Genomic DNA, 23,701 nt, shown 5'->3' on the forward strand with positions numbered 1-23,701 from the left:
TTAAACATAACGTTAAGCCTATATTATGCAAAAAGCCCGCATCTACGCGGGCTTAACATTTTCTTCCTTATTTATTAGAAAGTTATAAACAGCTATAAAACTATGATTTTATGCTATCAATACCTACCATTTCGTTTGCATCTGCTGCATAATCAACTCCTTGTACTTCGAAGCCGAAAAGGTGATAGAAATCTTTTCTATATCCTTCCAAATCTCCAATCTCAGCAAGGTTTTCTGTTGTAGCTTTTGTCCATAATGCGGCTACTTTTTCTTGGATATCATCACGCATTTCCCAATCGTCAATTCGGATTCTTCCTTTTTCATCAGTCGGGATTTCTCCTCCTGAGTACAATCTTTCTTGGTATAATCTTTGAATTTGCTCGATAGTTCCTTCATGTACGCCTTCTTCTTTCATTACTTTGTAAAGCAACGAAATGTATAATGGAATAACAGGAATAGCGGAGCTTGCTTGCGTAACCAAAGCTTTGTTTACAGAAACATAGGCTTTTCCTCCAATATCTTTCAGGCTGTCTGTAATCGAAAATGCTGTCGCTTCTAGATGGTCTTTTGCACGTCCGATAGTTCCTTTTCTGTATACGGCTTCTGTCAACGATGGCCCGATATAAGAATAGGCAACTGTCATCGCTCCTGGAGCCAAAACATTTGCTTTTTTCAAGGCATCAATCCACATAGACCAATCTTCGCCGCCCATTACGGCAACTGTATTTTCAATATCGTCTTCTTTGCTTGGCTCTATCGAAATTTCTGAAACTTTTCCTGTATGGAAATCTACTGTCTTATTTGAAAAGGTATTTCCGATTGGCTTTAAAACCGAACGGTGCGTGATTCCTGTAACCGGATTAGTTCTTACTGGTGAAGCTAGACTGTAGATTACCAAGTCTACCTGGCCTAAATCTGCTTTTATCAAATCAATGGTTTGGTCTTTCACTTCATTCGAGAAGGCATCTCCATTTATGCTTTTTGCATAAAGACCCACTTTGTGCGCTTCTGCTTCAAAAGCAGCCGAATTGTACCAGCCTGGCGAAGCTGTTTTTCCTTCTAATGGTGGTTTTTCAAAGAAAATTCCAATAGTAGCAGCATCAGAACCAAAAGCGCTCGTAATCCTAGAAGCCAAACCAAATCCTGTAGAAGCACCAATCACTAGGACTTTTTTGGCGCCTTCAATTTTTCCTTTTGACTTTACGTATTCAATCTGATTTTTAACATTTTGCTCGGCACCTTTTGGATGTGCAGTCAAGCAAATAAATCCTCTCATTCTTGGTTCTATGATCATAAAAATTTATATATTCGATTAAAAATTATAAAACTAGCGTTCCGCAATGGCAAATATACCTTTGTTTTTTTAGTTCAGCAAGGCCTTGGCGTGATTTATGGCGGAGTCGGAAATGTCTTTTCCCGAAAGCATTTGCGCAATCTCGACAATCCTTTCTTCGCTTGAGAGCAGCTTAAGTTCGGATTGCGTCTGCTCCCCTACTGTCGACTTGAATACTTTGAAATGCGAGTTGCCTTTGGCAGCAATCTGCGGCAAATGCGTAATAGCAAAGACTTGCATCGTCTTGCTCATTTCTTTCATGATTTCTCCCATCTTATGGGCTATTTCTCCTGAAACTCCAGTATCAATTTCATCAAAAATGATGGTCGGCAGTTTCTGATACTGTGCCAAAATTGATTTTACGGCCAGCATAATTCTTGACAATTCTCCGCCTGAAGCTGTTTTTTTCAACAAGCCAAAGTCAGAACCTTTATTTGCGGCAAACAAAAATTGCAGATTGTCTTTTCCGTTGGCATGATAGCTTTCTGATAAAGTAGCTTCAATCTGGAAGCGAACATTTGGCATCCCTAAAAGCTCTAAAATAGCAATCAGTTTTTCGGTAAGCACTGGAATTGCTTTTTGTCTTTTTTCGTTTATAGTTTTAGCGATAGCATCCAATTGAGCTTCGCTTTCCGTAATTTCTTTTTCTCCTGTTTCGATTTCTGCTTGCAGGCTGTCTACAGAAATAACTTTTTCATCAAGGCTGTTCTGGATTTCCAGCAATTCATCAATTGTCTTGACTTGGTGTTTTTGCTGCAGGTTGTAAATGGTCTGCAGTTTTTGATTGACCAAATCCAATTGTTCTGGATCATTCATCAAAGATTCGGCAATTTGGTTCAATTCGGAAACAATATCGTCAAATTCGATGGAAACGCTAGTTACTCTTTCAGACAACGAGTTATAATCCGGTGAAAAGGCGGCAATTTTTTGAAGGGCCGCTTTTATTTCTTTCAGATTGTGAAGTACGCCGAACTGCTCTTCTTCTGCGATTGAAAGCGAGCGATCTAGATTTTCCTTGATTAATTCGACATTGTTCAACTGCTCAAAAGTACTTTCTAGCTCTTCTTGTTCGCCTAATTTTAATTTAGCAGCAAGCAATTCTTCTAAAAGAAAAGAATTATAATCTTGTTCTTTTGAAGCGTCTTGCAACTTAGATTTCAGCGCAGACAGATTACTTTTTAGGTTTTTATATTTTTTTAATAGCGCTTTATATTCGGCTATTTCTTTTGTATTTCCGGCAATGGAATCAATAATATCGAACTGGAAGTTTTCTTCGGAAAGTTCTTGTGTCTGATGTTGCGAATGGATATCGATCAGAAATTCGCCCAACTCTTGAAGTTCTTGAAGGTTTACAGGACTGTCATTGACAAAGGCTCTTGATTTTCCTGAAGGAAGTATTTCTCTCCTGATAATGGTTTGCTTTTCAAAATCCAGATCGTTGGCTTCAAAAAAGGGTTCGAGGTTATAGCGTGCTATTTCAAATTGCGCTTCGATGACGCATTTTTCTTCTTTATTTTTTAAGGAGCTCAAGTCCGCTCTTTTTCCCAAAACTAAGCCTAAAGCTCCTAATAAGATCGATTTTCCGGCTCCTGTCTCTCCTGTAATGATAGAGAAATTCTCAGAAAAGTCAATATCAAGCTTTTCGATAAGGGCAAAATTCTTTATGGATAGTGATGTCAGCAATGCCTTTAAATTTAGAAATGATGTTAAAAATTTGCACCGTCGCCTAGCCCAGATAGAAGTGGAAATCCTTTTTAGCAAAAGGTACTTTTGCTAAAAAGATTGGAACGGATAGCTGGTTAAAGCTTCAAAAAATTAAAATCGGATTCCGCCCCACTTGCTTGAATTTAGAGGAGAAATCCTGTTGAGGTTTTCAACTAAATCTGCTATCCCTATGGAAGGCCCACCTGTATAAATCGAAACAATTTCATCTGATTTTGCATCAAAAAATACGCGGGTCAGTAATGCATTTGGTCGAAGCTCATAAATTTGAGCTAGTGTTTTTATAGAATTTTTGATGTTTTCTTTTCCTTTTTTTAGGTCGTCGCTCATCACGTCAATTCCGGTTGAATGGTATTGGTAAAGCGCTTCTCTATACGGAGCAAATGTATTGGACATCAGGTCGTTGATCAAAAAGTATCTTGAGATATTACCGTCTGATTGGTTCCATCCTTTTGAACCGCCTTGTTGTGCCAAGATTGCAACATTTTGTGCCAGTTCAAAATACGGAGTTCCGCCTTTTGGCGAAAAAGAATCCGCATCCAGCCCCATGATGATATAGCTGTAAAAGGCAATAACCGACACTAAGTTAGAATCATAGCTATTTGGATTGAAAATAAGGTTTTCAAACTCTACATACCTGAAATTAAAATCTTTGTCGTTAAAGTTGAAAATCGGAGAAGAATACGTAGAATTAAATGCAGGACGCGATGACTGCACCTGAATAGATGCCGAAAATTGGTCTGAACTATAGGCTGAAACGTTGATGAACATGGTCGATTCGATACGTTCATTTTCTCCAAAAGTCTGGTTTGTCCATCTTGTCTTGTTTACAAATTCGGTCAAGGAACGCTCCAGAGTTTTAAAAATCTGCGTATTGGCATTCGTAATCCTGTCGAAATTTATTTTTACGGTACAGTTCAATTCTTGAGCCTGAACAGATCCGGCAACGAGCAACAAAAGAAATAATATCTTACGCATAAAAATGTTGTATTACTTTATTTAAAATATCTTCAGCCACGGCTTCTTTTGATTTAAGAGGCATCGGCTCGATGTTGAAATTCTTGTCTATAAAGGTAACTTTATTTGTCGATTTTCCAAAACCAGCTCCTTCATCCTGCAATGAATTGAGAACAATCAAATCTAGGTTTTTTTTCTGGATTTTCTGCTTCGCATTTTCAATTTCATTTTCTGTTTCTAAAGCAAATCCTACCAGAAATTGTTTTTTCTTCAGCTTTCCTAAAGAAGCAAGAATATCTTGTGTTTTTTCTAGCTCGATTGTAAAAGCGTCTTCCGTCTTTTTTATTTTTTGTGATGCAGGAAATTTAGGCCTATAATCCGCAACTGCCGCTGCCGCTATGGCTGCATCAACAGCATCAAAATAATCATGCGAAACATCATACATCTGCTGTGCCGAAGTCACGTTGATCTGCTGAATCTTGGAACTTTTAGGCTTCAAGTGCGTCGGTCCAGAAATCAAAATGACTTCTGCTCCTAAGCTGGCTGCTTGTTCTGCAATATCAAATCCCATCTTTCCAGAGGAATGGTTGCCTATAAAACGCACGGGGTCTATGGCTTCGTATGTAGGTCCGGCAGTAATTAGTATTTTTTTTCCTTTTAAAGGCAATTTGCTTTCGAGATCAGCTTCAAGAAAGGCAATAATATTTTCAGGTTCAGCCATTCTTCCTTCGCCTGAAAGTCCGCTGGCCAATTCGCCTGACTCGGCAGGAATAATTGTATTTCCGAATTGTTCTAATAATCTGAAACTCGCTAAAGTTGAAGGATGCTTATACATATCCAAGTCCATTGCAGGCGCAAAATAAACCGGGCATTTAGCAGAAAGGTAAGTCGCAATCAAAAGGTTATCACAGACACCATTAGCCATCTTAGATAACGTATTTGCAGTAGCGGGAGCAATAAGCATCAAATCGGCCCAAAGACCTAATTCGACATGATTGTTCCAGACAGCATTTTCGTCTTCTTCGTTGTAAAAAGTAGAATGTACCGGATTTTTAGAAAGCGTGGAAAGTGTGAGCGGTGTCACAAAATCCTTAGAAGCAGGCGTCATGACCACTTGGACATCGGCGCCTGCTTTTATGAATAATCTTACTAGCGAAGCTGTTTTATATGCGGCAATCCCACCGGAAACTCCCAGCACTATTTTTTTACCACTTAAAACAGACATCGTAATTATTTAGTAGTATCTCTGTAATAGATTTTATCTTCTAGCCATTCCTGTACCGCTAAAGCGTGTGGTTTTGGCAATTTTTCGTAGAATTTTGAAACTTCGATTTGCTCTTTGTTTTCAAAAATTTCTTCTAAGCTGTCATTATAGGTAGCAAACTCTTCTAATTTCTCTGTCAATTCTTTTTTGATCTCAGAGTTAATTTGATTTGCTCTTTTAGCCATAATCGTAATCGCTTCATACACATTACCTGTCGGTTCCTCGATCACACTCTTATTATAAGTAATTGTGTTTACTGGAGCATTAGTCTTTTTTAAATCCATGACTTTTATTTAATTAGAAAATTGTTGTAATTCTTTTTCGATTCTTGCAAGCTTTTCATCGACCTCTTTTTTGTATTGTGTCGACTCATTAAATTTTATCAGATTAGCATACGAAGCTTTCGCTAAGTTCAATCGTTCTTGCTTTTTGCTTTCTACACTGTTGATGGCCAAAATATAAGCCGAATCAAATCGGTAATATAGAGCATCTTCTTTGAAAGGCGTTCCTGGATAGTCTGCAATAAAATTGTCTAACGCTTTTATAGCTGCAGAATAATCACGTGTATAACCGCCAATCGTATGGTATTGTTTTGCGTTTTCAAAAGCTTTTTTCTCTAGCTTCTCTCTTAATGTCTTTACGATTTCGTTCGCTCTTGGCAGGTATTCAGAATTTGGATACAGGTTGATAAATGCTTGTAACTTATCAATTGCTTTATCCGTATCCGTTTGATCTAAAGTATATCTCGGAGATAGTTTTGAATAGCTTTCAGCACTCAAGAAAGCAGCTTCTTCGGCCTTTTCGCTTTTTGGATAGCTTGATGTAAAGCTTTCAAACTGATAGCCGGCAAGATAATGCTGTTTTGTCTTATAATACGACTGCGCAAACATATAGAACATTTTTTCTGCCGCAGGTTTTCCTCTGTAAGAAGGCGCAATCTGCTCAAAAAGTCGAATTGCTTTTGTATATTTTCCAGCGTCATACATTTTTGAAGCGATGTCATATTTTACAGCGATATCCTCTGATTTTAAGGCTTTTTGATAAGGACTGCAAGAACCAAGGGCTATTGCGATTAAAAGTATGTAAAATATTCTGTTCATTTTCAAGATTGTATTTACTGATTTCAAGCTTTTTGAGGCTGTATAAAAATCAACCGCAAATTTAGTTATTAATTATAGATTAAAAAAACATTTTTTTAAGGCTCCAAAAAGACTTAAAAATAAAAAAGATGCCAAATAAAATGACACCTTTCTAACGATTAAATTCTGTATTTATTTTCCAGTCGCAATCGGACTCGTAAAGTTTTTCATTTCGTTATCAAAAAGATACAAACCTCCTTTGTCGTCACCGATCAAATTGATTTTATCTAGGATATATCTAGCGTTTGCTTCTTCCTCTATCTGCTCGGCAACATACCATTGCAAGAAATTGTGAGTCGCATAGTCTCTTTCGTCTAACGCAATACCGACCAAGTCGTTGATGCTTTCCGAAACTTTAATTTCATGCTGCAATAATTGCTTGAAAAGCACTTTATAGCTTGACAAATCAAGTACAGGCTCAACAGTAGCAGATATTTTAGCTTGGCCGCCTCTTTGGTTGATGTATTTTACCAATTTCAGCATGTGCATTCTTTCTTCTTCTGACTGCGCAAACATAAAAGTTGATATTCCTTCAAAACCTTGAACTTCAGCCCAAGAAGCCATCGCAAGATAAATCTGAGAAGAATCTCCTTCTACTTTTATTTGTTTGTTTAGCGCGTCTTGTATGGTTTGTGACAACATAATCTTTATTTTTTGAAACTAATTTACTGTTTTTTTAACAAACTGGTCAATTCTGCCTGCTAAATCTTCGTTAACATTAACTAATGGCAAACGTACTGTATTTTCTGACAATCCCAAAGATTTAAAGATTTCTTTAACACCAGCTGGGTTTCCTTGCTCAAAAATCATGTCGATAGAATCGGCAAGTTGGTAATGCAACTGGTAAGCTTCGTCAACTTTTCTTTCCAATCCCAAACGCACCATTTCTGAAAATTGTTTTGGAAAACCTTCTGCAATTACTGAAATCACTCCTGCTCCACCGGCCAAAACCATCGGTAGTGTTACCATATCATCGCCAGAAATTACCAAGAAATCTTTTGGCTTGTCCTGAATCAATTTCATAGCCTGAACAATATCTCCCGCAGCTTCTTTAATTCCCACGACATTTTTGAAATCATTCGCCAAGCGAAGTACTGTCGACGGCAAGACATTGCTAGCTGTTCTTCCCGGAACATTGTACAAGATTACCGGAAGCGGCGAAGCTTCTGCAATCGCTTTAAAATGCTGATAGATTCCTTCTTGCGTAGGCTTGTTATAGTAAGGCGAAACAGAAAGAACTGCTGAAAATCCTGTAAAATCTCTGGTTTTTAGTTCCTCCACAACTTCTGCAGTATTATTGCCGCCAACACCCAAAACCAATGGCAATCTTCCGTTATTGGTTTCGATTACGGTTTTTATGACCAATTCTTTTTCTTCTTTCTTTAATGTAGCCGGCTCGCCTGTCGTCCCTAAAACAACAAGATAGTTGATTCCGTTATCGATCTGATAATTTACGATTCTTTTTAAGGCCTCGACATCAACAGAAAAATCTTTTTTGAATGGTGTGACAAGCGCAACGCCTGTTCCAATAAGTGACTGCATAATTATATTTTATTTAGTATTTTTAGATATTTGAATAATTCAGAAACAAAAACCTTATAATTTTCGGCATTGGTATTGATCATAAAATGATTCAATCTTTTGTCGATGGTTGAAAATCCCACTTTAAAATTCGCTTTCGACTTGAAAGTCGTAATCATCAAGGGCGCTTTCTCAGTATCGTAATAACTGATGAGCATATCAAATTCCTTCTCGGCAAAGTCCCTTACATTCTTATTTTCCAGCGTTCCTTTCCAGCTCAAATCTTTGTGGCTGAAACTCGGATAATTAATAACTTCTTTTTTCTTGAAACGGTCTTTATAAAGCAAAATTTGTATGTCTTCTCTCTTGATTCCGTTAGCCAAAAGCTCTTCTATCAAATTGACTTTGTCTTCAAAATAGGTCTTATCAATGAGCAGTCCGACTGTTTTTATCGTTTCGGTCGAAGGGTTTCCCTTTACATGCAGGGAACTATTTTTTAATGTTCTTTTTGCAGAAAAATTCTTGAAAAATTTTAAAAACATAGTACTTTTACTTGTGATTACAAATTTAATTAAATAAGCCGTATTTCAGATGCTAAAACTAAAAAACTATAACGCCGCTGCAAGACAATTTGTTTTAATTCTAACATTATTTCTTGCACTTTCTTGCTCGAATCAAAAAGCGTATGTTTCTAAAATCGAAGGAAAGCAAATCGGCGTCACCAATACAAATCCGGAAACTCCTGCTATCGAGGAATTTATAAAACCTTATCGCGAAAATATCGACAAAGACATGAATCAGGTTTTAGCGTATGCACCGGAAACTTTAGACAAGAGCAAAGGTGAATGGCAGACCAGTATTGGAAGCCTTCAGGCCGATATAACGCTTGCCGCAGCCAATAAAATTTTTCAAAAGCGCGAAAACAAATCTGTCGACATCTGCTTGCTGAACCATGGCGGTATCCGAAGCATGATTTCAAAAGGAAACGTAACGACACGTACCGCCTTTGAATTAATGCCTTTTGAAAACGAATTGGTAGTGGTTGCCCTAAAAGGCGAGCAGATTGTAGAAATGGTCAATTATCTGATTGCTGAGAAAAAACCGCATCCGCTTTCGGGAATGGAAATTATCTTAAACAAAGACGCTTCTGCTTACAAAAGCATTACGGTACAAGGAAAACCTTTAGATCTGAACAAAACCTATTACGTAGCCACAAATGATTATCTGTACAACGGCGGCGACAGCATGAATTTCTTTAAAAAAGGAACCATGACTTCTTTAGATTACAAACTTCGAAATGTTTGGATCGATTATTTCAAAGAAACCGACACCATTCCTGTTTTGACGAACAAGAGAATTATTGTTGAGTAGTTCCCAATTCTAAAGAAGCCAAAAAGACACAAAAATGAAAAGAAGAGATTTTATACAAAAAACAGTAGCCGGTTCCGCATTATTGACTGTTGGCGGATTGTCATTGAGCAGCTTTGCGCCGATTGATAAAAAACACATCACGATTTTACATACGAATGACGTTCATAGCCATATCGATCCATTTCCTGCAACAGATGCAAAAAATCCTAATATGGGTGGTGTTTCGAGAAGAGCAAGCTTGATCGAAAGCATTCGTAAAGAAAATCCGAATGTATTGCTTTTGGATGCTGGTGATATTTTTCAAGGCACGCCTTATTTCAATTATTACGGCGGCGAATTGGAATTTAAGCTAATGAGCATGCTAAAATACGATCTGGCTACAATGGGAAATCACGATTTCGACAACGGAATTGACGGTTTTTATTCGCAATTGCACAATGCCAAATTTGACTTCGTCAGCGCTAATTATGATTTTAAAAATACGGTATTGGACGGAATCGTCAAGCCCTATAAGGTTTTTGTGAAAGACGGCATCAAGATTGGCGTTTTTGGATTGGGCGTTGAATTGGACGGTTTAGTGGATAAAAAAAACTACAAAGAAACTGTTTATAACGACCCCATTTCCGTATCGCAAGAAATGACGCGAATCTTAAAAATGCAGGAAAAATGCGACCTGATTATTTGCCTTTCTCACATTGGATACGCATACAAAAACGACCCGAACAAAGTTTCTGATTTAAAATTAGCCGCCGCTACAAGAGATATCGATTTGATTATTGGCGGGCATACACATACTTTCCTTGACAAGCCGACCATCGTAAAAAACCTTGACGGAATTGATACTTTAGTAAACCAAGTAGGCTGCTACGGAATCAACCTTGGACGTATTGATTTTTATTTTGATACAGACAAAAACAAATCGCATTCAGGAAGGACTATAGTAGTCTAACTGCAAACAATATCCAAAATAAAAAAGGCTCGTATATCACGAGCCTTTTTTAGTAGTTACTTTCAATATTACTGCAACATTGCGATAAAATCATCTTCCGAAATTATCGGTACGTTTAGTTTATTTGCTTTTTCCAGTTTTGCTGGCCCCATATTATCGCCTGCAACCACATAATCGGTCTTGGCAGAAATAGAACTCCCTACTTTTCCGCCGTTATCTTCTATGGATTTCTTTAGGTCATCGCGAGAGAATTTCTCAAATACTCCCGAAACCACGAAGGTCTTGCCTGCTAGTTTATCGGTCGCATCTGGATTAAAGACTGTTTTTGCTTCCAATTGTACGCCGTAATCTTTTAATCTCTGGATGATTATCTGGTTCTCTGGATTTTCAAAGAATTCTACAACACTTTGCGCAATTCGTTCTCCGATTTCATCTACCAGTATCAAGTCCATTAAGCTGGCGTTGCCCAAATTGTCGATTGTCTGGTAATGCTTGGCAAGTTTTTTTGCTACGGTCTCTCCTACATAACGGATTCCCAGTGCAAATAAGACTCTTTCAAACGGAACTTCTTTGGATTTCTCGATTCCATTGACCAAGTTTTCTGCCGATTTCTGCGCCATTCTTTCTAACGGAATCACTTGATCTACCGTAAGGTCATACAAATCGGCATAATTCTGCACAAGGTGATTATTAAACAGCAAAGCAACTGTCTCTCCTCCTAATCCTTCAATATCCATCGCCTTTCGGGAAATATAGTGCTGGATTCGTCCGATAATCTGGGGCGGGCAGCCGTAAAAGTTCGGACAATAATGCTGGGCTTCGCCTTCTTTTCGGATTAGTTCGGTCTGGCATTCTGGACAATTGGTGATGTAAACTGTCGGCAGCAGATCTAAAGAACGCTTGGTAAAGTCTACGCCGATAATCTTTGGGATAATCTCGCCTCCTTTTTCTACAAAAACTTCATCACCAACGCGGATATCGAGTTTTTCGATCTGGTCTGCGTTATGCAAAGAAGCACGCTTCACGATCGTACCCGCCAATTGTACCGGTTCTAGATTCGCTACCGGCGTAATCGCTCCTGTGCGTCCTACCTGATACGAAATAGAATTTAATTTGGTTGAAACTTGTTCTGCTTTGAACTTATAGGCAATCGCCCAACGCGGCGCTTTTGAAGTATAGCCTAATTCATCTTGATAGTGCAGATTGTTTACCTTCACGACCACGCCGTCTGTTTCATACGGCAGTTCGTGGCGATGGATATTCCAGTAATCGATGAATTCAAAAATTTCGTCAACGTTTTTTACCAATTTGGCTTCTTTGGGCACTTTAAATCCGAAGCTTCTTGCTTTTTCAAGGCTTTCAAAATGCGTTGCAAATTTGACATCATTGCCAATAAAAGTATACAATAAGCAATCTAACGGACGTTTGGCTACTTCTGTGCTGTCTTGCAGCTTCAAGCTGCCAGAGGCGGTATTTCTAGGATTAGAATAAGGCGTTTCGCCTATTTCAATCAACTCCTGGTTCATCTTGGCAAAACCTTCCAATGGCAGGATAATCTCGCCGCGTATTTCAAAACTGTCTGGAAAATCTCCTTTCAGCTGCAACGGAACGGATTTGATAGTCTTGATGTTATTCGTTACTTCATCGCCTTGAAAACCGTCGCCGCGCGTTACCGCGCGTTTTAGCTTTCCGTGTTCGTAGGTCATGGAAATAGAAGCGCCGTCGTATTTTAGCTCGCAGGTATATTCTAAAGGCACATCGCCTAAAATCTTCTGGATTCTTTTTTCCCAATCCAATACATCTTCTTTGGAATAGGAATTGTCTAAGGAATACATCCTATTTTTATGGGTGATTGTCGCGAAGTTCTTGGTAATCATCCCGCCCACTCGCTGCGTCGGGGAATTTTCATCAAAAAACTCAGGATGCTTGCTTTCAAGATCTTGCAGCTCTTTTAGCTTTTGGTCGAAATCATAATCGGATATCGTGGGCGTATCCAAAACATAGTAATTATGATTGTGCAGGTTGAGCTCTTCGCGTAATGATTGGATGGTATTCTGAATGTCCATAAAAAAGAAATTGGCTAGTTTAGTTTTCTGAAAACAGAGCACTAAAATAACCAATTTCTACTAAATATTTGTATTTATGAAGCTTGAATTATCCCATTAATTTGCAGGTATAATTGGCCGTCGCTCAAGATAGCGCCTTGCTGGATCAGGTTGAAGATCGAGCTGTTTCTTTCTTCTTCATAGTCCTTTTGGCCTAGCTTGATTTCTACGGTTTCGGTAAACATATTGTCGCTCAGCCACTGCAAGCCTTCTCTAGTCATAAAATCGACTTCTTGTACCAATGATTTCAAAACGATAGACTTCACCACTTTTTCCTGGCAGTGAAAAAGAAAAATATAATTTTTAGAAAAGTGCTCTAAGTAGTGTGCTCCTGTCAGTACGCCTTCCCAGATCAGGTCTGAAAACACATCTAGTTCTTGTTCGGCTACTTCAGGCTTTTCTGCCTTGATCGTATCCCATTCTTTTTTATCGATTGATTGCGTAGCCAAGAAATTGGCAAATTCTTGATGAAGCGCTTCGAATTGCTCTTTTGTTAGTCTTCTGTATTTCATGTCGTCACAAGGAAAGAAGCAATCTTCCTTCATTTAATTATACTCTATATAAGCTTTCAAAGTTCAATATTCCAAGTTGAGTATTCAAAATTTAAAAATCAATAACGAACTCTGAATTTGGAATATTGAATTTTGAAACAAAAAAAATCCCGACTTGCATCGGGACTTTTGTATTTCAGTACTTGAAAATATTATTTCTCAGCTACGATTTCGTAAGGCAACTCAACGATAACATCTCTGTGCAATCTAACACTAGCAGTATATTTACCAGTACGTTTAACGATTCCAGAAGTGATGTATTTTCTGTCGATTGATTGACCTTGTTTCTCTAAAGCTTCAGCGATATCAATGTTAGTGATAGAACCAAAAAGTTTCTCACCACCTGCTTTAGCAGCAATTTTGATTTCAAGAGCTTTTAGTGCTTCTGCCAATTTCTTAGCATCGTCAACAATTTTAGCTTCTTTATGAGCTTTTTGTTTTAGGTTCTCAGCTAATACTTTTTTAGCAGAAGGAGTTGCCATTTGAGCAAAACCTTGCGGGATCAAAAAGTTACGACCGTATCCGTTTTTCACAGTTACTACATCGTCTTTAAAACCTAAATTTTGTACGTCTTTTTTTAATATAAGTTCCATGTTGTTGTCCTTATTAAGAGAAGTTAGGTTCCGTTTGACGAGAAACCAACAACTTTGTTTTTATTATTTTAGTAAATCGGCCACGTATGGCATTAAAGCTAAATGTCTTGCTCTTTTCACAGCTACAGACACTTTTCTTTGGTATTTCAATGAAGTTCCAGTTAAACGACGTGGAAGGATTTTCCCTTGTTCGTTAACGAATTTCAATAAGAAATCTGCATCTTTATAATCGATATATTTGATTCCAGATTTTTTGAAACGACAATACTTTTTAGTTTTGTTAGTTTCTATGTTCAAAGGCGTTAGATATCTGATATCTCCGTCTTTTTTTCCTTTTGCTGATTGTTCGATCGTTGACATAATAATTACGCTTTAGCTGCTTTTAATTTTGCTCTTCTTCTTTCTGCCCAAGAAATTGCATGTTTATCAAGACTTACAGTCAAGAAACGCATAACTCTTTCGTCACGTCTGAATTCAGTTTCGAAAGCGATTAATACTTCAGGAGCTACTTTGAACTCAAATAAATGGTAAAAACCACTTTTTTTGTGTTGGATTTCGTACGCCATTTTTTTTAGGCCCCAATCCTCTTTTGATACCATCTCTGCTCCTCTGGAAGTAAGAAAATCTTCGAATTTGCTTACTGTTTCCTTTACCTGTACTTCAGATAAAACGGGATTCAAGATGAAAACAGTCTCATAATGATTCATAATAATATATTTTATTTGTTATAAAATTGGGTGCAAAAGTAACTATTTATTTTTAATCTGCAAGCGAAAAATGACTATATTCGACGAAGTACAAAAAAACGGGCAAAAGATTGTTTTTTTATAAAAAAATTATCCTACATTTATCGTACCCAATCTATAAATTCCGATTATTATGAAATTGAATTGTGTCGTAGTGGATGACAGTGCCATTCAGAGAATGACGGTAACCAAGCTGGTTGCCAATCATCCGAACCTGAATTTGGTGGGCGATTTTTCAAATGCCATAGAAACAAAGAATTGTCTTACCAATAAAGAGGTAGACCTTATTTTTCTCGATATCGAAATGCCCGTCATTAACGGTTTTGATTTGCTTGACGGTTTAAAAGTAAAACCGCAGATTATCTTTATTACTTCTAAAGCAGAATATGCCGTGAAAGCGTTCGATTATGATGCTACCGATTATCTCCAAAAGCCTATTTCGCCACAGCGCTTTAATGCTGCCGTAAAAAGAGCCATGGACTTATATTTGTTGCGCAAGGAAAATATCGATGAAGACAGCGAGCATATCTTTATCAAGAGCAATCTTAAGAAATTGAAGATCTTTACGTCAAAAATCAAATGGATCGAGGCGTATGGCGATTATGTAAAGGTGGTTACCGAAGACGAAAACCATCTGGTATTGTCGACCATGAAATCTTTTGAGAACGATTTGTCTAAAGAGCGTTTTATACGCGTGCACAAGTCCTTTATTATCAATATTGACAAGGTAGACAAATTCAACAGCAAGTTTGCAGAGATCGGCGTGACTAAAATCCCATTGAGCAGAAACAAAAAAGAAGACTTGGTGAAAGCCTTAGCTTCGGCCTAATAAAAATCGACATTAACAGCCGTCTTTATCGGCCTGTATTGCGGTACCGCTTCAAAACTATTCAGCATTTTCTGGATAGTTTTTTTTATGCCTCCTAATGGCTGGTTTTGCGGAATCTTAATCATGATCGTGCGGATGTATTCGTTTCGTATGCGGCTTATGGCAGGTTCTTCCGGACCTAAAACAGGCATGTCCAGATTTTGGCTCATGACTTGGTACAGCCACATGGCTCCTTCTTTAAGCTTGTCGAAATCACGGTGCTTGAGCGTAATCTTGATCAGCCTATAATAAGGAGGGTATTTAAAGATATGGCGGTCGTATAATTGTTCCTTATACATGCCGATATAATCGTTGTTGGTAACCTGCTGGATGGTATTGTGGTTCGGATTGTAGGTCTGGATGACGACCTTGCCTCTTTTTTCGGAGCGTCCTGCCCTGCCCGATACCTGCGTCATCATCTGGTAGCTTCTTTCGAAGGCACGAAAATCGGGATGGTAGAGCATATTGTCGGCATTCATGATTCCGACTAAGGACACATTGTCAAAGTCCAATCCTTTTGCTAGCATCTGGGTTCCGACCAAGATATCTATTTCGCGGTTCTTGAAGCTGTCGATGATCTTTTCGTAGCCGTATTTGCCGCGGGTAGTGTCTTGGTCCATGCGTCCGGTTTTCTTTTCTGGAAACAGCGAAGCGAGCTCCATCTCAATCTGTTCGGTTCCGAATCCTTTGGTTGTCAGGTCTACGCTGGAACAGTTGTGGCAGTTGGTCGGCTTGGCCATAGAGTAGCCGCAATAGTGGCAACGGAGCTGGTTCTTGTTTTTATGATAGGTCAGGCTGACGTCGCATTGGGGACATTCGGGCACGTGGCCGCAGGTGATGCATTCCAATACAGGCGAATAGCCGCGTCGGTTTTGGAACAGGATGATCTGCTCTCCCAAAGCCAAGGCTTCTGCCATGTTTTCTAAAAGCGTGTCGCTAAAATGGCCTTTCATCCTTTTGCGGAAGTATTTGTCTTTGAGGTCTACCAGTTCGATTTCGGGCATCATTACGTTGCCGAAGCGTTCGGTAATTTCTACAAGGCCGTATTTGCTGCTCGCCGCATTAAAATAGGTTTCCAGGCTTGGCGTGGCAGAACCTAAAAGCACTTTTGATTTGTGGGAATTCGCCAAAACGATAGCGGCATCGCGGGCATGATATCTCGGAGCGGGATCGTATTGCTTGAACGTCTGCTCGTGTTCTTCGTCTATAATAATGAGTCCTAATTCTTGGAACGGCAGAAAGAGCGCCGACCTTGCTCCTATCACGATCTTGGCTTTTGGCGAATCTTCCAGCACTTGTCTCCAGACTTCTACGCGTTCGTTGTTGGTGTATTTGGAATGGAAGACGGCCACTTGGTTTCCGAAGTGCGCCGTAAGTCGTCCGACCAATTGGGTCGTAAGGGCAATTTCGGGCAGAAGATAGAGTACTTGTTTTCCGACTGCCAGATAGTCTTCGATAAGCTGTATGTAAATTTCGGTCTTGCCGCTGGAGGTTACGCCATGCAGAAGGCATACGTCTTTTTCGGTAAAGGCGGCAGCGATTCCGTCAAAGGCTTGCTGCTGTGCGGTGCTTAGCTGCAGGTTCTTTTCTTTTTGGTTTTTATCGAAAGAAACGCGGTCTTCTTGCAGGTGGTATTCTTCAAAGATGTTTTTGTCTACCAATGCTTTTACGACAGTGGACGAGACTTTTGAATTTTCGACCAATTGCTTTACGGAAATAGGCTTCTTCTGCGAAGCATTGAGCTGAAAATAACTGAGCAGGATGTCTTTCTGCTTCTTGGCGTTTTTCAGATTGTCTAAAAGCGCTACCAGATTCTCTTCGGCGGCATAGTCTTGGTGCAGGCGAATGTAGCGCGTGAGCTTGGGCTTATAGAGTTCTATGACTTCTTCTTGGAGTACCAAGATATTGCGGTCGATCAGTTTTTGGATAATGGGAAAGACGTTCTTCTTGCCTACGATAGCGATGATGTCTTGTACTTTAAGCGAGCTTTGATGCTGCAGGGCATCGTAAATCAGGAATTCTTCATCGGTAAGCTGCAGCTCGTCGACTACGGCATCTTGTTTTTGCGAAATGATGGTTTCGCTTTCGAGCAGAAAGGCCGACGGCATGGCACCGCGGTATACGTCGCCGATGGCGCACATATAATAGGAGGCGATCCATTGCCAATGGGCAATCTGGATTTCGGTCACTAAAGGTGACTCGTCTAATATCTGGTGGATCTCTTTGGCCTCGTAGAGCGTGGGCTCGTTTTGATGGAGCTCGATTGCCAGCGCCGTATAGATTTTGCTCTTGCCGAAAGGCACTGCAATGCGCATTCCTTTTTTGATGTAGTTGTATTCTGCTTCTGAAACTTTATAGGTAAAAGTTTTGGACAGTGACAGGGGAAGAATGACTTCTACAAAATACATTTAATGGCTTTTTGGTTTATACAAAGATAAGGTTTTGGCGTTTGAAATCTCAATTTTTTGTTTTGCTGTTCTTTTTGGAAATGTGTTTATAAATATGTTTTATAATATTTGTATTATCATTTTATGTTATAACTAACAAGCACTACTAGTTTAAGTACACCTGAAAGCCAAAAAATCACTATTTAGCTTTTAATTTATTAAGCAATTCTTTTATCTCTTTAGCTGTATCAAAATCAATTAATTCAGAAAGTTCATCTCTAACAACTATACCTTGCGCATGATTCATTAAATCAATTTCAAATTCGAAAAGCTTAAAGTATTTATACGTAAAATCTCCTTTTTCACTTTCTCCTACAACTCTATATTTTACAATCTTCAACTCATTAACTATTTCTACATTATAATTTAAATGATCAAAATATGAATCTAAATTCGGATGTATAATTTTATACAAATCTTTATCAAGATGATTTTCTTTTATCAATTTAGAATCTTTAACAAAGCTATAATCTTCCTTCTTGATATTCATATTACATCTCTTACATGATACACTTAAATTTATGACATCAAACATTAAATCCACAAATTCACTTTTTGGAAGAATATGCTCAATATCTATTACCATTTTAAACTCTGCCTTTATATCTCTTTTACAATAACAACACTGGTCATTAGATATACTTCTATAATAACTCTTAAATTTCTTTTTAAAACTTAAGAGAATCTTATTCTCCCATATTTTTCCACCTTCATCTATTGCTTTTTTTATATTTTTAAAATCGTCTTCCGTAAATTTCATAAAATTAATTTAAATTAGAAACTGTTTTTTCTCCCAATCCTATAACTGCCCTTAAAACATTAATTTGCTTAGGATCATAAGAACTATCTATAATTTCATTAATTTTTTCTTCAAATGAAGATATTGACATTTTTTGATTTACTAATAAATTAAAATATCTTATTAAACGTTCTGAAAGGAATCTATTTTCTGGTGTAGTAACATCAAAATAAGTATAAAACATTTCTTCAACATTTAATAATTCTTTTTTTTGTAATATAAATTCAAAATTTTCCGCCTTAAATATTTTTGCGGTTTCAATATTCAATTCTGCTCCATTAATTATTATTGGTGAATGTGTTGCAATAATAATTTTAGGTTGGTAATAGTAAAATATATCAAAAAGAATTTTAGAAAATTCTTTTTGCCATTTAGGATGCAAACTATTTTCTGGTTCATCAATCAATATTACAGTATTCTCATCTATCATTGTAGAAATGTAAATTATTGATGTTATCAAAACCAATTCACCTGAACTGGCTTCGAGCATTGATATTATATTTTCTCCTTTCTTCAAAAAAACTTCAATCCTGTTTATTATTTTAAGTTTTCGTAGTAAAGTTTCAAATAAAAAAATTTCTATGAGAGTGAATTTTTTTAATTCATTAAAATTTAGTTTATCAATCATAAACCAATTTATATCATTGCTTCGATTAGCAGTATTAACAATTAAATAAAGTAGCTGATTTTTCTTTTCAATAGTTAAATCAGATTGCATAATTAAATCTTCATAATAATCTTTTAGTCCTACAATTTTGAAGCCAATTTCCGGTTCAAAACCCACATACTTTAAAGCAGTTGAAGCATTTTTCAACCTTATTTCATCAGACTCAGCAATATTTTTAAGTGAATTTTTTAAGGTATTTCTTGATTGCTTACGACCAGATCTTCCTCTTAAAGATTTGAAGTTTTTACTTTTACTGTCAAACTTATCATGAATAGAATTAGCAATTGCAATAACTTTTTTTCCGTTTGATAAAAAATGTTTTGAAAGATTATTTAAAAGTGTGCTTTTGCCACTTCCGTTTTCTCCAATTAAAATACTTAAATCATTAGAAACTAAATCTAAATTTAAAATTTCCTCAGGAATTTCGTTAATCATAATTTTATATTTTATTTTTAAATTTTTGATTGCCTCCTTAAGCTTGATACTGCATTATCAATATCCTGTTCTGCCTCTTCATTACTCCATTCTTTCCAAAATCTAATCGTAGCACTTTGAGGTTTAATTTTTGGCTCATCTATTATAACTCGCGTAGGTAATAAAGAAGCATCTCCTACTATTAAAGCTTCTCCTATATCAAGTATAGGCAATACATCGGTTAAACCTGCAAGATTATCAGGTAAGAGTCTTTTTATCACTGCTTGATCTTCCGCATTTGATAGCCTTAATGAAATAAAATTATTGCATTGACTTAAAACTGTTCTGTTAACTTCTGCAGGTCTTTGACTAATAACTATTAAACTAACCCCATATTTCCTTCCTTCTTTAGCTATTCTCTCGAAATTTTTTAAACCTAATTCAGACGCTGAATCTTGACTTGTTCTTTCAGGTATATATAGATGAGCCTCGTCACATAAAAGACAAATCGGGTGCCTCTTATCGTTTGCAGTCCATTGCTGTACTGTAAAAATTAATCTTGCAACCAAGCCTATCACTAAAGGTAAAACATCAGAAGGCACCTCTGAAAAGTCAATGATTTTTACTCCTCCTTTTTTTTCATTTCTTTTAGATCCCAACATTAAACAATTACACAATTTATTTAACCAATCAATATGCATCTCGTCTTCTGAAATTTGAAACATAAAACCTAGTCTCTTGTCTTGAATTTTTGCTTCTAATCTTTGAATGAATCTAGATAGCTTTCCCTTAAAATCCCCAGCTTTTCCTGCAGATGTAGAACCAACAACCTGCTCATTATCAAGCCTTTTTAACTCAATCAAGATATTTTCCATATTGTATGGCACTGGACTGTCTATGGTAATATGGTCCTTAAAATATGTATCTTCGATAAGATTCAAGAAAGAACATTTTTCATGAAAAACAGTTCTCGAAAATACCATTGCTTGATTAGGTGCATTGCTGTCGCTTCTATCCAAGAGCATGGCGAGCATTTCTTCATATGTAAGCATCCAATATGGCAACATCAAAACACCATTTTCTAAATTTTCTTTTTTTCCTAAATCCGATGGATTTGCTATTTTAAAGTGTTGAATTCCTGCTGCCGTAAAATCATTTCCACTATATTCACCATGAATATCAAAAAGTATAGTATTTGCCATTGGTAGTTGTGCTATTTGTTCTATCAACTTTGCTACACACCAAGATTTTCCTGACCCTGTACTACCAACAATTACAGCATGTCTCTGAAATAATTTATCACCATCTAAATAAGCTTGTGCATTTTCATCTATTGAATATTTACCTATTGATAACGGAACCTTATAATTATCAACAGATGAAACAGTTTGCATAAATAATGTTATGTTCTCACCATCAATAGGAAAACATTCCGCATCAATTTCAGGAACAGTATCTAGCGTTCTCTTGAAAACATTCTCCTTCTGACCATGCTTATCAAGCAAAGTGCCTATCAAATTAACTTTCAAAATGTTTTCAGTCATTAGGAAACCATTTAGCCCAATATCATCAGATGGTTTATCTTCTTCGGAAGATTTTCTTGTTATTCTACTAATAATCCCTATAAGATATTGTCCTGCTTTTGAGCTTCTTACCGCTATCAAATGATTAACCTGTAGTTTTCTAAGCTTTTCAATTTCATCTACTTTGACGACAATTGTTGAAGTATCAACACTATAAACAGTTCCTATTACTGAATTTTGTATAAATTTAAATATTGACATTTTTTATTATTTTATAAGTTCTAAGTATTTTGACAATTCCCAATAATTTACACCTTCAACAATGTGATTTCCTAAAGCTGAAGTATAAATTTTAGTATTTCTATTATCATTAGCATCTTCTTCCATCAATACATAGTTTTTACATTTATTATCTATAATTGATTGTTTTGTTTTGGGAGACAATTGCTTTGTTAGTACGATTATTGGCTTTCCTGCTTTAATTTGAGAAATTAATTTTGGCTGTACGTGCATATCATTAAAACCATAACCGATGCATAAATATCCATTAGCATTTTCGATTTCTTTATCAGCTTCTGTAAAAATTGTTCTATATGGCTCATTATGCGTTTCCATATATTTACTTAATCCAGGAGTTACAATAGATGGGACATATCCTAATGGCACAAGATGACGAAGGGGTAGAAGTAAATTTTTTTCATCCTCAACATTTTTAAACCAATCTAACGAGCCATGTACTTTCCATATATTAACTTGACCATTATATCCTTTAGGAATATTTTTGTTTAGATGAACATCTTTAGAAAAATTTCCGATTAAATTTTGTGTGTAGCCTGTGCAAATAAAAGAATTTGAAAAACTTGCCGCATATTCAGCAAGTCGATCATAATTTGTTGTAACAATAGAAAGTCTTGAACCAGCAGATGAAAGTAAATATTGTGTAAGTCCAAATAGAGGAAAGTTTACTTTTGAACAAATCAGTGACTCATAAGCTTCTAAATCTTTCTTGTTAACTAATTCCCATGTTTTACATACTATCTCGTAAAGCACATTGCTTCTTAATTGAAGGCTAGATAAAGTAGACTCCAAATCTCCGTTTTTTTCAAATGCTTTTTTGAATTTTTCAAACTGAAGTTTATCTTTTTTATCAGTAAGTATTACATTATCCTTAATATATTCACCAAGATCCCACATTGATGGTAACTTAAAAGGAACAGAAGCTCCACTCCCTAAAATAATCAAAGGAACCTTATTAGTCCAATTCTGTAGAAGCTTTAAAAGTGTATCAATATCCATTATAAATAATTTTGCTCAAGTCTACAAAATATTTTTTACCATTCATTCTCATTCCGCGAATACTCGACAAACTGTAAAGAAAAATCTCTCAAATGTAAATTACTCACTAAAAACTTTTATACGGTTTCCCTCATTCCCAAAAAAAGCTACGATTAAAATAGGAAGTCACTCAGAATCAAAACCAAAAAAGCTATATTCTATAACTTCACAATACCTTTTGTTCCAGTTTGGTTCCACCCTCCTTCCCAATCAATTCCTCTTTTGAAAAATACATTAATACACTATTAAAAGGTTTTCCGAAGGAGACTGGGAGATAACTGGGAGATAACTGCCAGAAAATACGGTATAGATACGGTATGGGTACGGTATGGCTGTAGTATAGCCATCGGTAAATGTCTGTTTTTTTTGGGGTAGCCGCTGGGCGCTTTTAGGAGAAAAGCAACGGAATTTGGCAGTAATCGGGTTCACGCTTCGCGAATTGTGCAAGAGCAGTATTGCTCGAAATCGCTAATTAAATAAATTCTTCCTTTTTAATCGATTAATCGCACCATTTAGCTCAAAACCGAGCAACAGGATCATACAGTTGAGCCAGATATAAATCATCAGAATCAAGAGCGTTCCGATAGAACCATAAAGTTCGTTATATTTTGCGAAACGGACAACATAAATTCCGAAAATAAAGGAGGTCAGGATAATGAGTACGGTGGTAAATATGGAGCCGATACTAAAAAAGGAGTTGCGGCGGGTCTGCTTGGTTCCGAACTTGAAGAGTATGGAGGTGGCGGTGAGGATCATGAGTCCTACGAAGACGAAACGTCCGATGCTGACGAGGTTGATGCTGTCAAAGACGCCTTGGCTTTTCATGCGCTGTATGATGTATTCGAAAATAACGATAGCGGAAACGGTCACGATCAACAGGGTCGACAATATAATCGCAATGCCTAGGGCTACGGCGTATTGGCGGAAAAAGCCTCGGGTGACGGTGATGTGTCTTGATATCTCGAAGCCTCCGAGTATGGCATTGACACCGTTGGCCATCAAAAAGATGGACAGCAGGAAACCGGAAGAAAGGAGTCCTTTGTAGCTGTTGTTGAGGATGTCGTTGATGATTTTATAGATGGCTTCGTAGGTATTGGGCGGTACGCTTTCTTCGACGAATTTCAGGAAGTCGGCTTGGAAGCCTTCAATCGGGATGTACGGAATCAGGTTCAGGATAAAAAGCGCAAACGGAAAGAGGGCCATAAAGAAGCTGAAGGCAATGGCACTGGCGCGGTAGGAAAAAGCGCCTTTGGCAATACCGATAAAGTAGAGCTCTAGGAGGTCGTAGAACGAGAGTCCTTCGAGCCACGGGAGCTTGATGCGCTGCGTGAGGTGCATCAGCGGGCGTATTACGGGAATCTTTTCGAGCTTGTCTTCGATTATCTTGGTCACTTGGT

The 23,701-nt window shown here is 37.3% G+C and carries 23 protein-coding genes; 3 read left to right on the top strand and 20 right to left on the bottom strand.

Translation table 11 applies throughout. The annotated features are described in order from the left end of the window. Positions 1-100: 100 nt before the first annotated feature. The 9 genes from fabV to CLV94_RS11105 all read right to left on the bottom strand — a co-directional run bounded on the left by fabV (position 101) and on the right by CLV94_RS11105 (position 8,478). On the bottom strand, positions 101-1,294 hold the full coding sequence (fabV, locus tag CLV94_RS11065) for an enoyl-ACP reductase FabV (RefSeq protein WP_121376546.1): 1,194 nt from the start codon (positions 1,292-1,294) through the stop codon (positions 101-103). Between the two features lie 69 nt (positions 1,295-1,363). Next, the gene (gene recN, locus CLV94_RS11070; RefSeq protein WP_121376547.1) at positions 1,364-3,016 is read right to left on the bottom strand and encodes a DNA repair protein RecN; all 1,653 of its coding nucleotides are present in this window, start codon (positions 3,014-3,016) and stop codon (positions 1,364-1,366) included. Between the two features lie 132 nt (positions 3,017-3,148). Further along, positions 3,149-4,033 carry a type IX secretion system protein PorD gene (gene porD, locus CLV94_RS11075; RefSeq protein ID WP_121376548.1) on the bottom strand — a complete coding sequence of 295 codons (885 nt, stop codon included), beginning with the start codon at positions 4,031-4,033 and terminating at the stop codon, positions 3,149-3,151. Next, a complete protein-coding gene (coaBC, locus tag CLV94_RS11080; protein WP_121376549.1) occupies positions 4,026-5,237 on the bottom strand; it encodes a bifunctional phosphopantothenoylcysteine decarboxylase/phosphopantothenate--cysteine ligase CoaBC in 1,212 nt (403 codons plus the stop codon). The genes porD and coaBC overlap by 8 nt, the downstream gene beginning before the upstream one ends. Positions 5,238-5,242: 5 nt before the next feature. Then, on the bottom strand, positions 5,243-5,560 hold the full coding sequence (locus CLV94_RS11085; protein ID WP_121376550.1) for a DNA-directed RNA polymerase subunit omega: 318 nt from the start codon (positions 5,558-5,560) through the stop codon (positions 5,243-5,245). A gap of 9 nt (positions 5,561-5,569) precedes the next feature. Then, the gene (locus CLV94_RS11090) at positions 5,570-6,376 is read right to left on the bottom strand and encodes an outer membrane protein assembly factor BamD (protein WP_121376634.1); all 807 of its coding nucleotides are present in this window, start codon (positions 6,374-6,376) and stop codon (positions 5,570-5,572) included. A gap of 171 nt (positions 6,377-6,547) precedes the next feature. Beyond that, complete coding sequence (locus CLV94_RS11095; RefSeq protein ID WP_121376551.1) at positions 6,548-7,057, bottom strand: ferritin; 510 nt, start codon at positions 7,055-7,057, stop codon at positions 6,548-6,550. Between the two features lie 18 nt (positions 7,058-7,075). Next, positions 7,076-7,957 carry a 4-hydroxy-tetrahydrodipicolinate synthase gene (dapA, locus tag CLV94_RS11100; RefSeq protein ID WP_121376552.1) on the bottom strand — a complete coding sequence of 294 codons (882 nt, stop codon included), beginning with the start codon at positions 7,955-7,957 and terminating at the stop codon, positions 7,076-7,078. A 2-nt stretch (positions 7,958-7,959) separates the two neighbouring features. After that, positions 7,960-8,478, bottom strand: coding sequence for a DUF6913 domain-containing protein (locus CLV94_RS11105; RefSeq protein ID WP_121376553.1), 519 nt, complete (start codon positions 8,476-8,478; stop codon positions 7,960-7,962). A gap of 49 nt (positions 8,479-8,527) precedes the next feature. Here CLV94_RS11105 and CLV94_RS11110 point away from each other — a divergent pair, with 49 nt between their 5' ends. Both CLV94_RS11110 and CLV94_RS11115 read left to right on the top strand, forming a co-directional pair. Further along, on the top strand, positions 8,528-9,307 hold the full coding sequence (locus CLV94_RS11110; protein ID WP_121376554.1) for a 5'-nucleotidase C-terminal domain-containing protein: 780 nt from the start codon (positions 8,528-8,530) through the stop codon (positions 9,305-9,307). Between the two features lie 34 nt (positions 9,308-9,341). Beyond that, positions 9,342-10,256, top strand: a complete 915-nt coding sequence (locus tag CLV94_RS11115) for a bifunctional metallophosphatase/5'-nucleotidase (protein WP_121376555.1) — start codon at positions 9,342-9,344, stop codon at positions 10,254-10,256. A gap of 68 nt (positions 10,257-10,324) precedes the next feature. Here CLV94_RS11115 and ligA read toward each other — a convergent pair whose 3' ends face one another. The 5 genes from ligA to rpsF form a co-directional block, all read right to left on the bottom strand. Next, complete coding sequence (gene ligA, locus CLV94_RS11120; protein WP_121376556.1) at positions 10,325-12,322, bottom strand: NAD-dependent DNA ligase LigA; 1,998 nt, start codon at positions 12,320-12,322, stop codon at positions 10,325-10,327. 74 nt (positions 12,323-12,396) lie between these two features. Beyond that, complete coding sequence (locus tag CLV94_RS11125; RefSeq protein ID WP_121376635.1) at positions 12,397-12,873, bottom strand: DUF6495 family protein; 477 nt, start codon at positions 12,871-12,873, stop codon at positions 12,397-12,399. A 191-nt stretch (positions 12,874-13,064) separates the two neighbouring features. Continuing rightward, complete coding sequence (gene rplI, locus CLV94_RS11130) at positions 13,065-13,505, bottom strand: 50S ribosomal protein L9 (RefSeq protein ID WP_121376557.1); 441 nt, start codon at positions 13,503-13,505, stop codon at positions 13,065-13,067. A 63-nt stretch (positions 13,506-13,568) separates the two neighbouring features. Next, positions 13,569-13,865 carry a 30S ribosomal protein S18 gene (gene rpsR / locus CLV94_RS11135; protein WP_002987043.1) on the bottom strand — a complete coding sequence of 99 codons (297 nt, stop codon included), beginning with the start codon at positions 13,863-13,865 and terminating at the stop codon, positions 13,569-13,571. 5 nt (positions 13,866-13,870) lie between these two features. Further along, positions 13,871-14,212, bottom strand: a complete 342-nt coding sequence (gene rpsF / locus CLV94_RS11140) for a 30S ribosomal protein S6 (RefSeq protein WP_121376558.1) — start codon at positions 14,210-14,212, stop codon at positions 13,871-13,873. A gap of 172 nt (positions 14,213-14,384) precedes the next feature. On the opposite strand from rpsF, the gene CLV94_RS11145 reads away from it, so the two are divergent. Beyond that, a complete protein-coding gene (locus CLV94_RS11145) occupies positions 14,385-15,080 on the top strand; it encodes a LytR/AlgR family response regulator transcription factor (protein ID WP_056065783.1) in 696 nt (231 codons plus the stop codon). Here CLV94_RS11145 and priA read toward each other — a convergent pair. The 6 genes from priA to CLV94_RS11175 form a co-directional block, all read right to left on the bottom strand. After that, positions 15,077-17,527: a replication restart helicase PriA gene (gene priA / locus CLV94_RS11150; RefSeq protein ID WP_121376559.1), complete on the bottom strand. Its 2,451-nt coding sequence runs from the start codon at positions 17,525-17,527 to the stop codon at positions 15,077-15,079. The two genes, CLV94_RS11145 and priA, sit on opposite strands and share 4 nt — an antisense overlap. 178 nt (positions 17,528-17,705) lie before the next feature. Next, positions 17,706-18,326, bottom strand: a complete 621-nt coding sequence (locus tag CLV94_RS11155) for an HNH endonuclease family protein (protein ID WP_121376560.1) — start codon at positions 18,324-18,326, stop codon at positions 17,706-17,708. Positions 18,327-18,330: 4 nt separating this feature from the next. Next, positions 18,331-19,467: an AAA family ATPase gene (locus CLV94_RS11160; RefSeq protein ID WP_121376561.1), complete on the bottom strand. Its 1,137-nt coding sequence runs from the start codon at positions 19,465-19,467 to the stop codon at positions 18,331-18,333. A gap of 17 nt (positions 19,468-19,484) precedes the next feature. Continuing rightward, on the bottom strand, positions 19,485-21,230 hold the full coding sequence (locus CLV94_RS11165) for an ATP-binding protein (RefSeq protein WP_121376562.1): 1,746 nt from the start codon (positions 21,228-21,230) through the stop codon (positions 19,485-19,487). 6 nt (positions 21,231-21,236) lie between these two features. Beyond that, positions 21,237-22,265: an SIR2 family protein gene (locus CLV94_RS11170; protein ID WP_121376563.1), complete on the bottom strand. Its 1,029-nt coding sequence runs from the start codon at positions 22,263-22,265 to the stop codon at positions 21,237-21,239. 507 nt (positions 22,266-22,772) lie between these two features. Continuing rightward, a complete protein-coding gene (locus tag CLV94_RS11175; protein ID WP_121376564.1) occupies positions 22,773-23,696 on the bottom strand; it encodes a YihY/virulence factor BrkB family protein in 924 nt (307 codons plus the stop codon). Positions 23,697-23,701 lie beyond the last annotated feature (5 nt).

Origin of the sequence: Flavobacterium endophyticum (genome assembly GCF_003634455.1) — a bacterium.
Taxonomy (GTDB): domain Bacteria; phylum Bacteroidota; class Bacteroidia; order Flavobacteriales; family Flavobacteriaceae; genus Flavobacterium; species Flavobacterium endophyticum.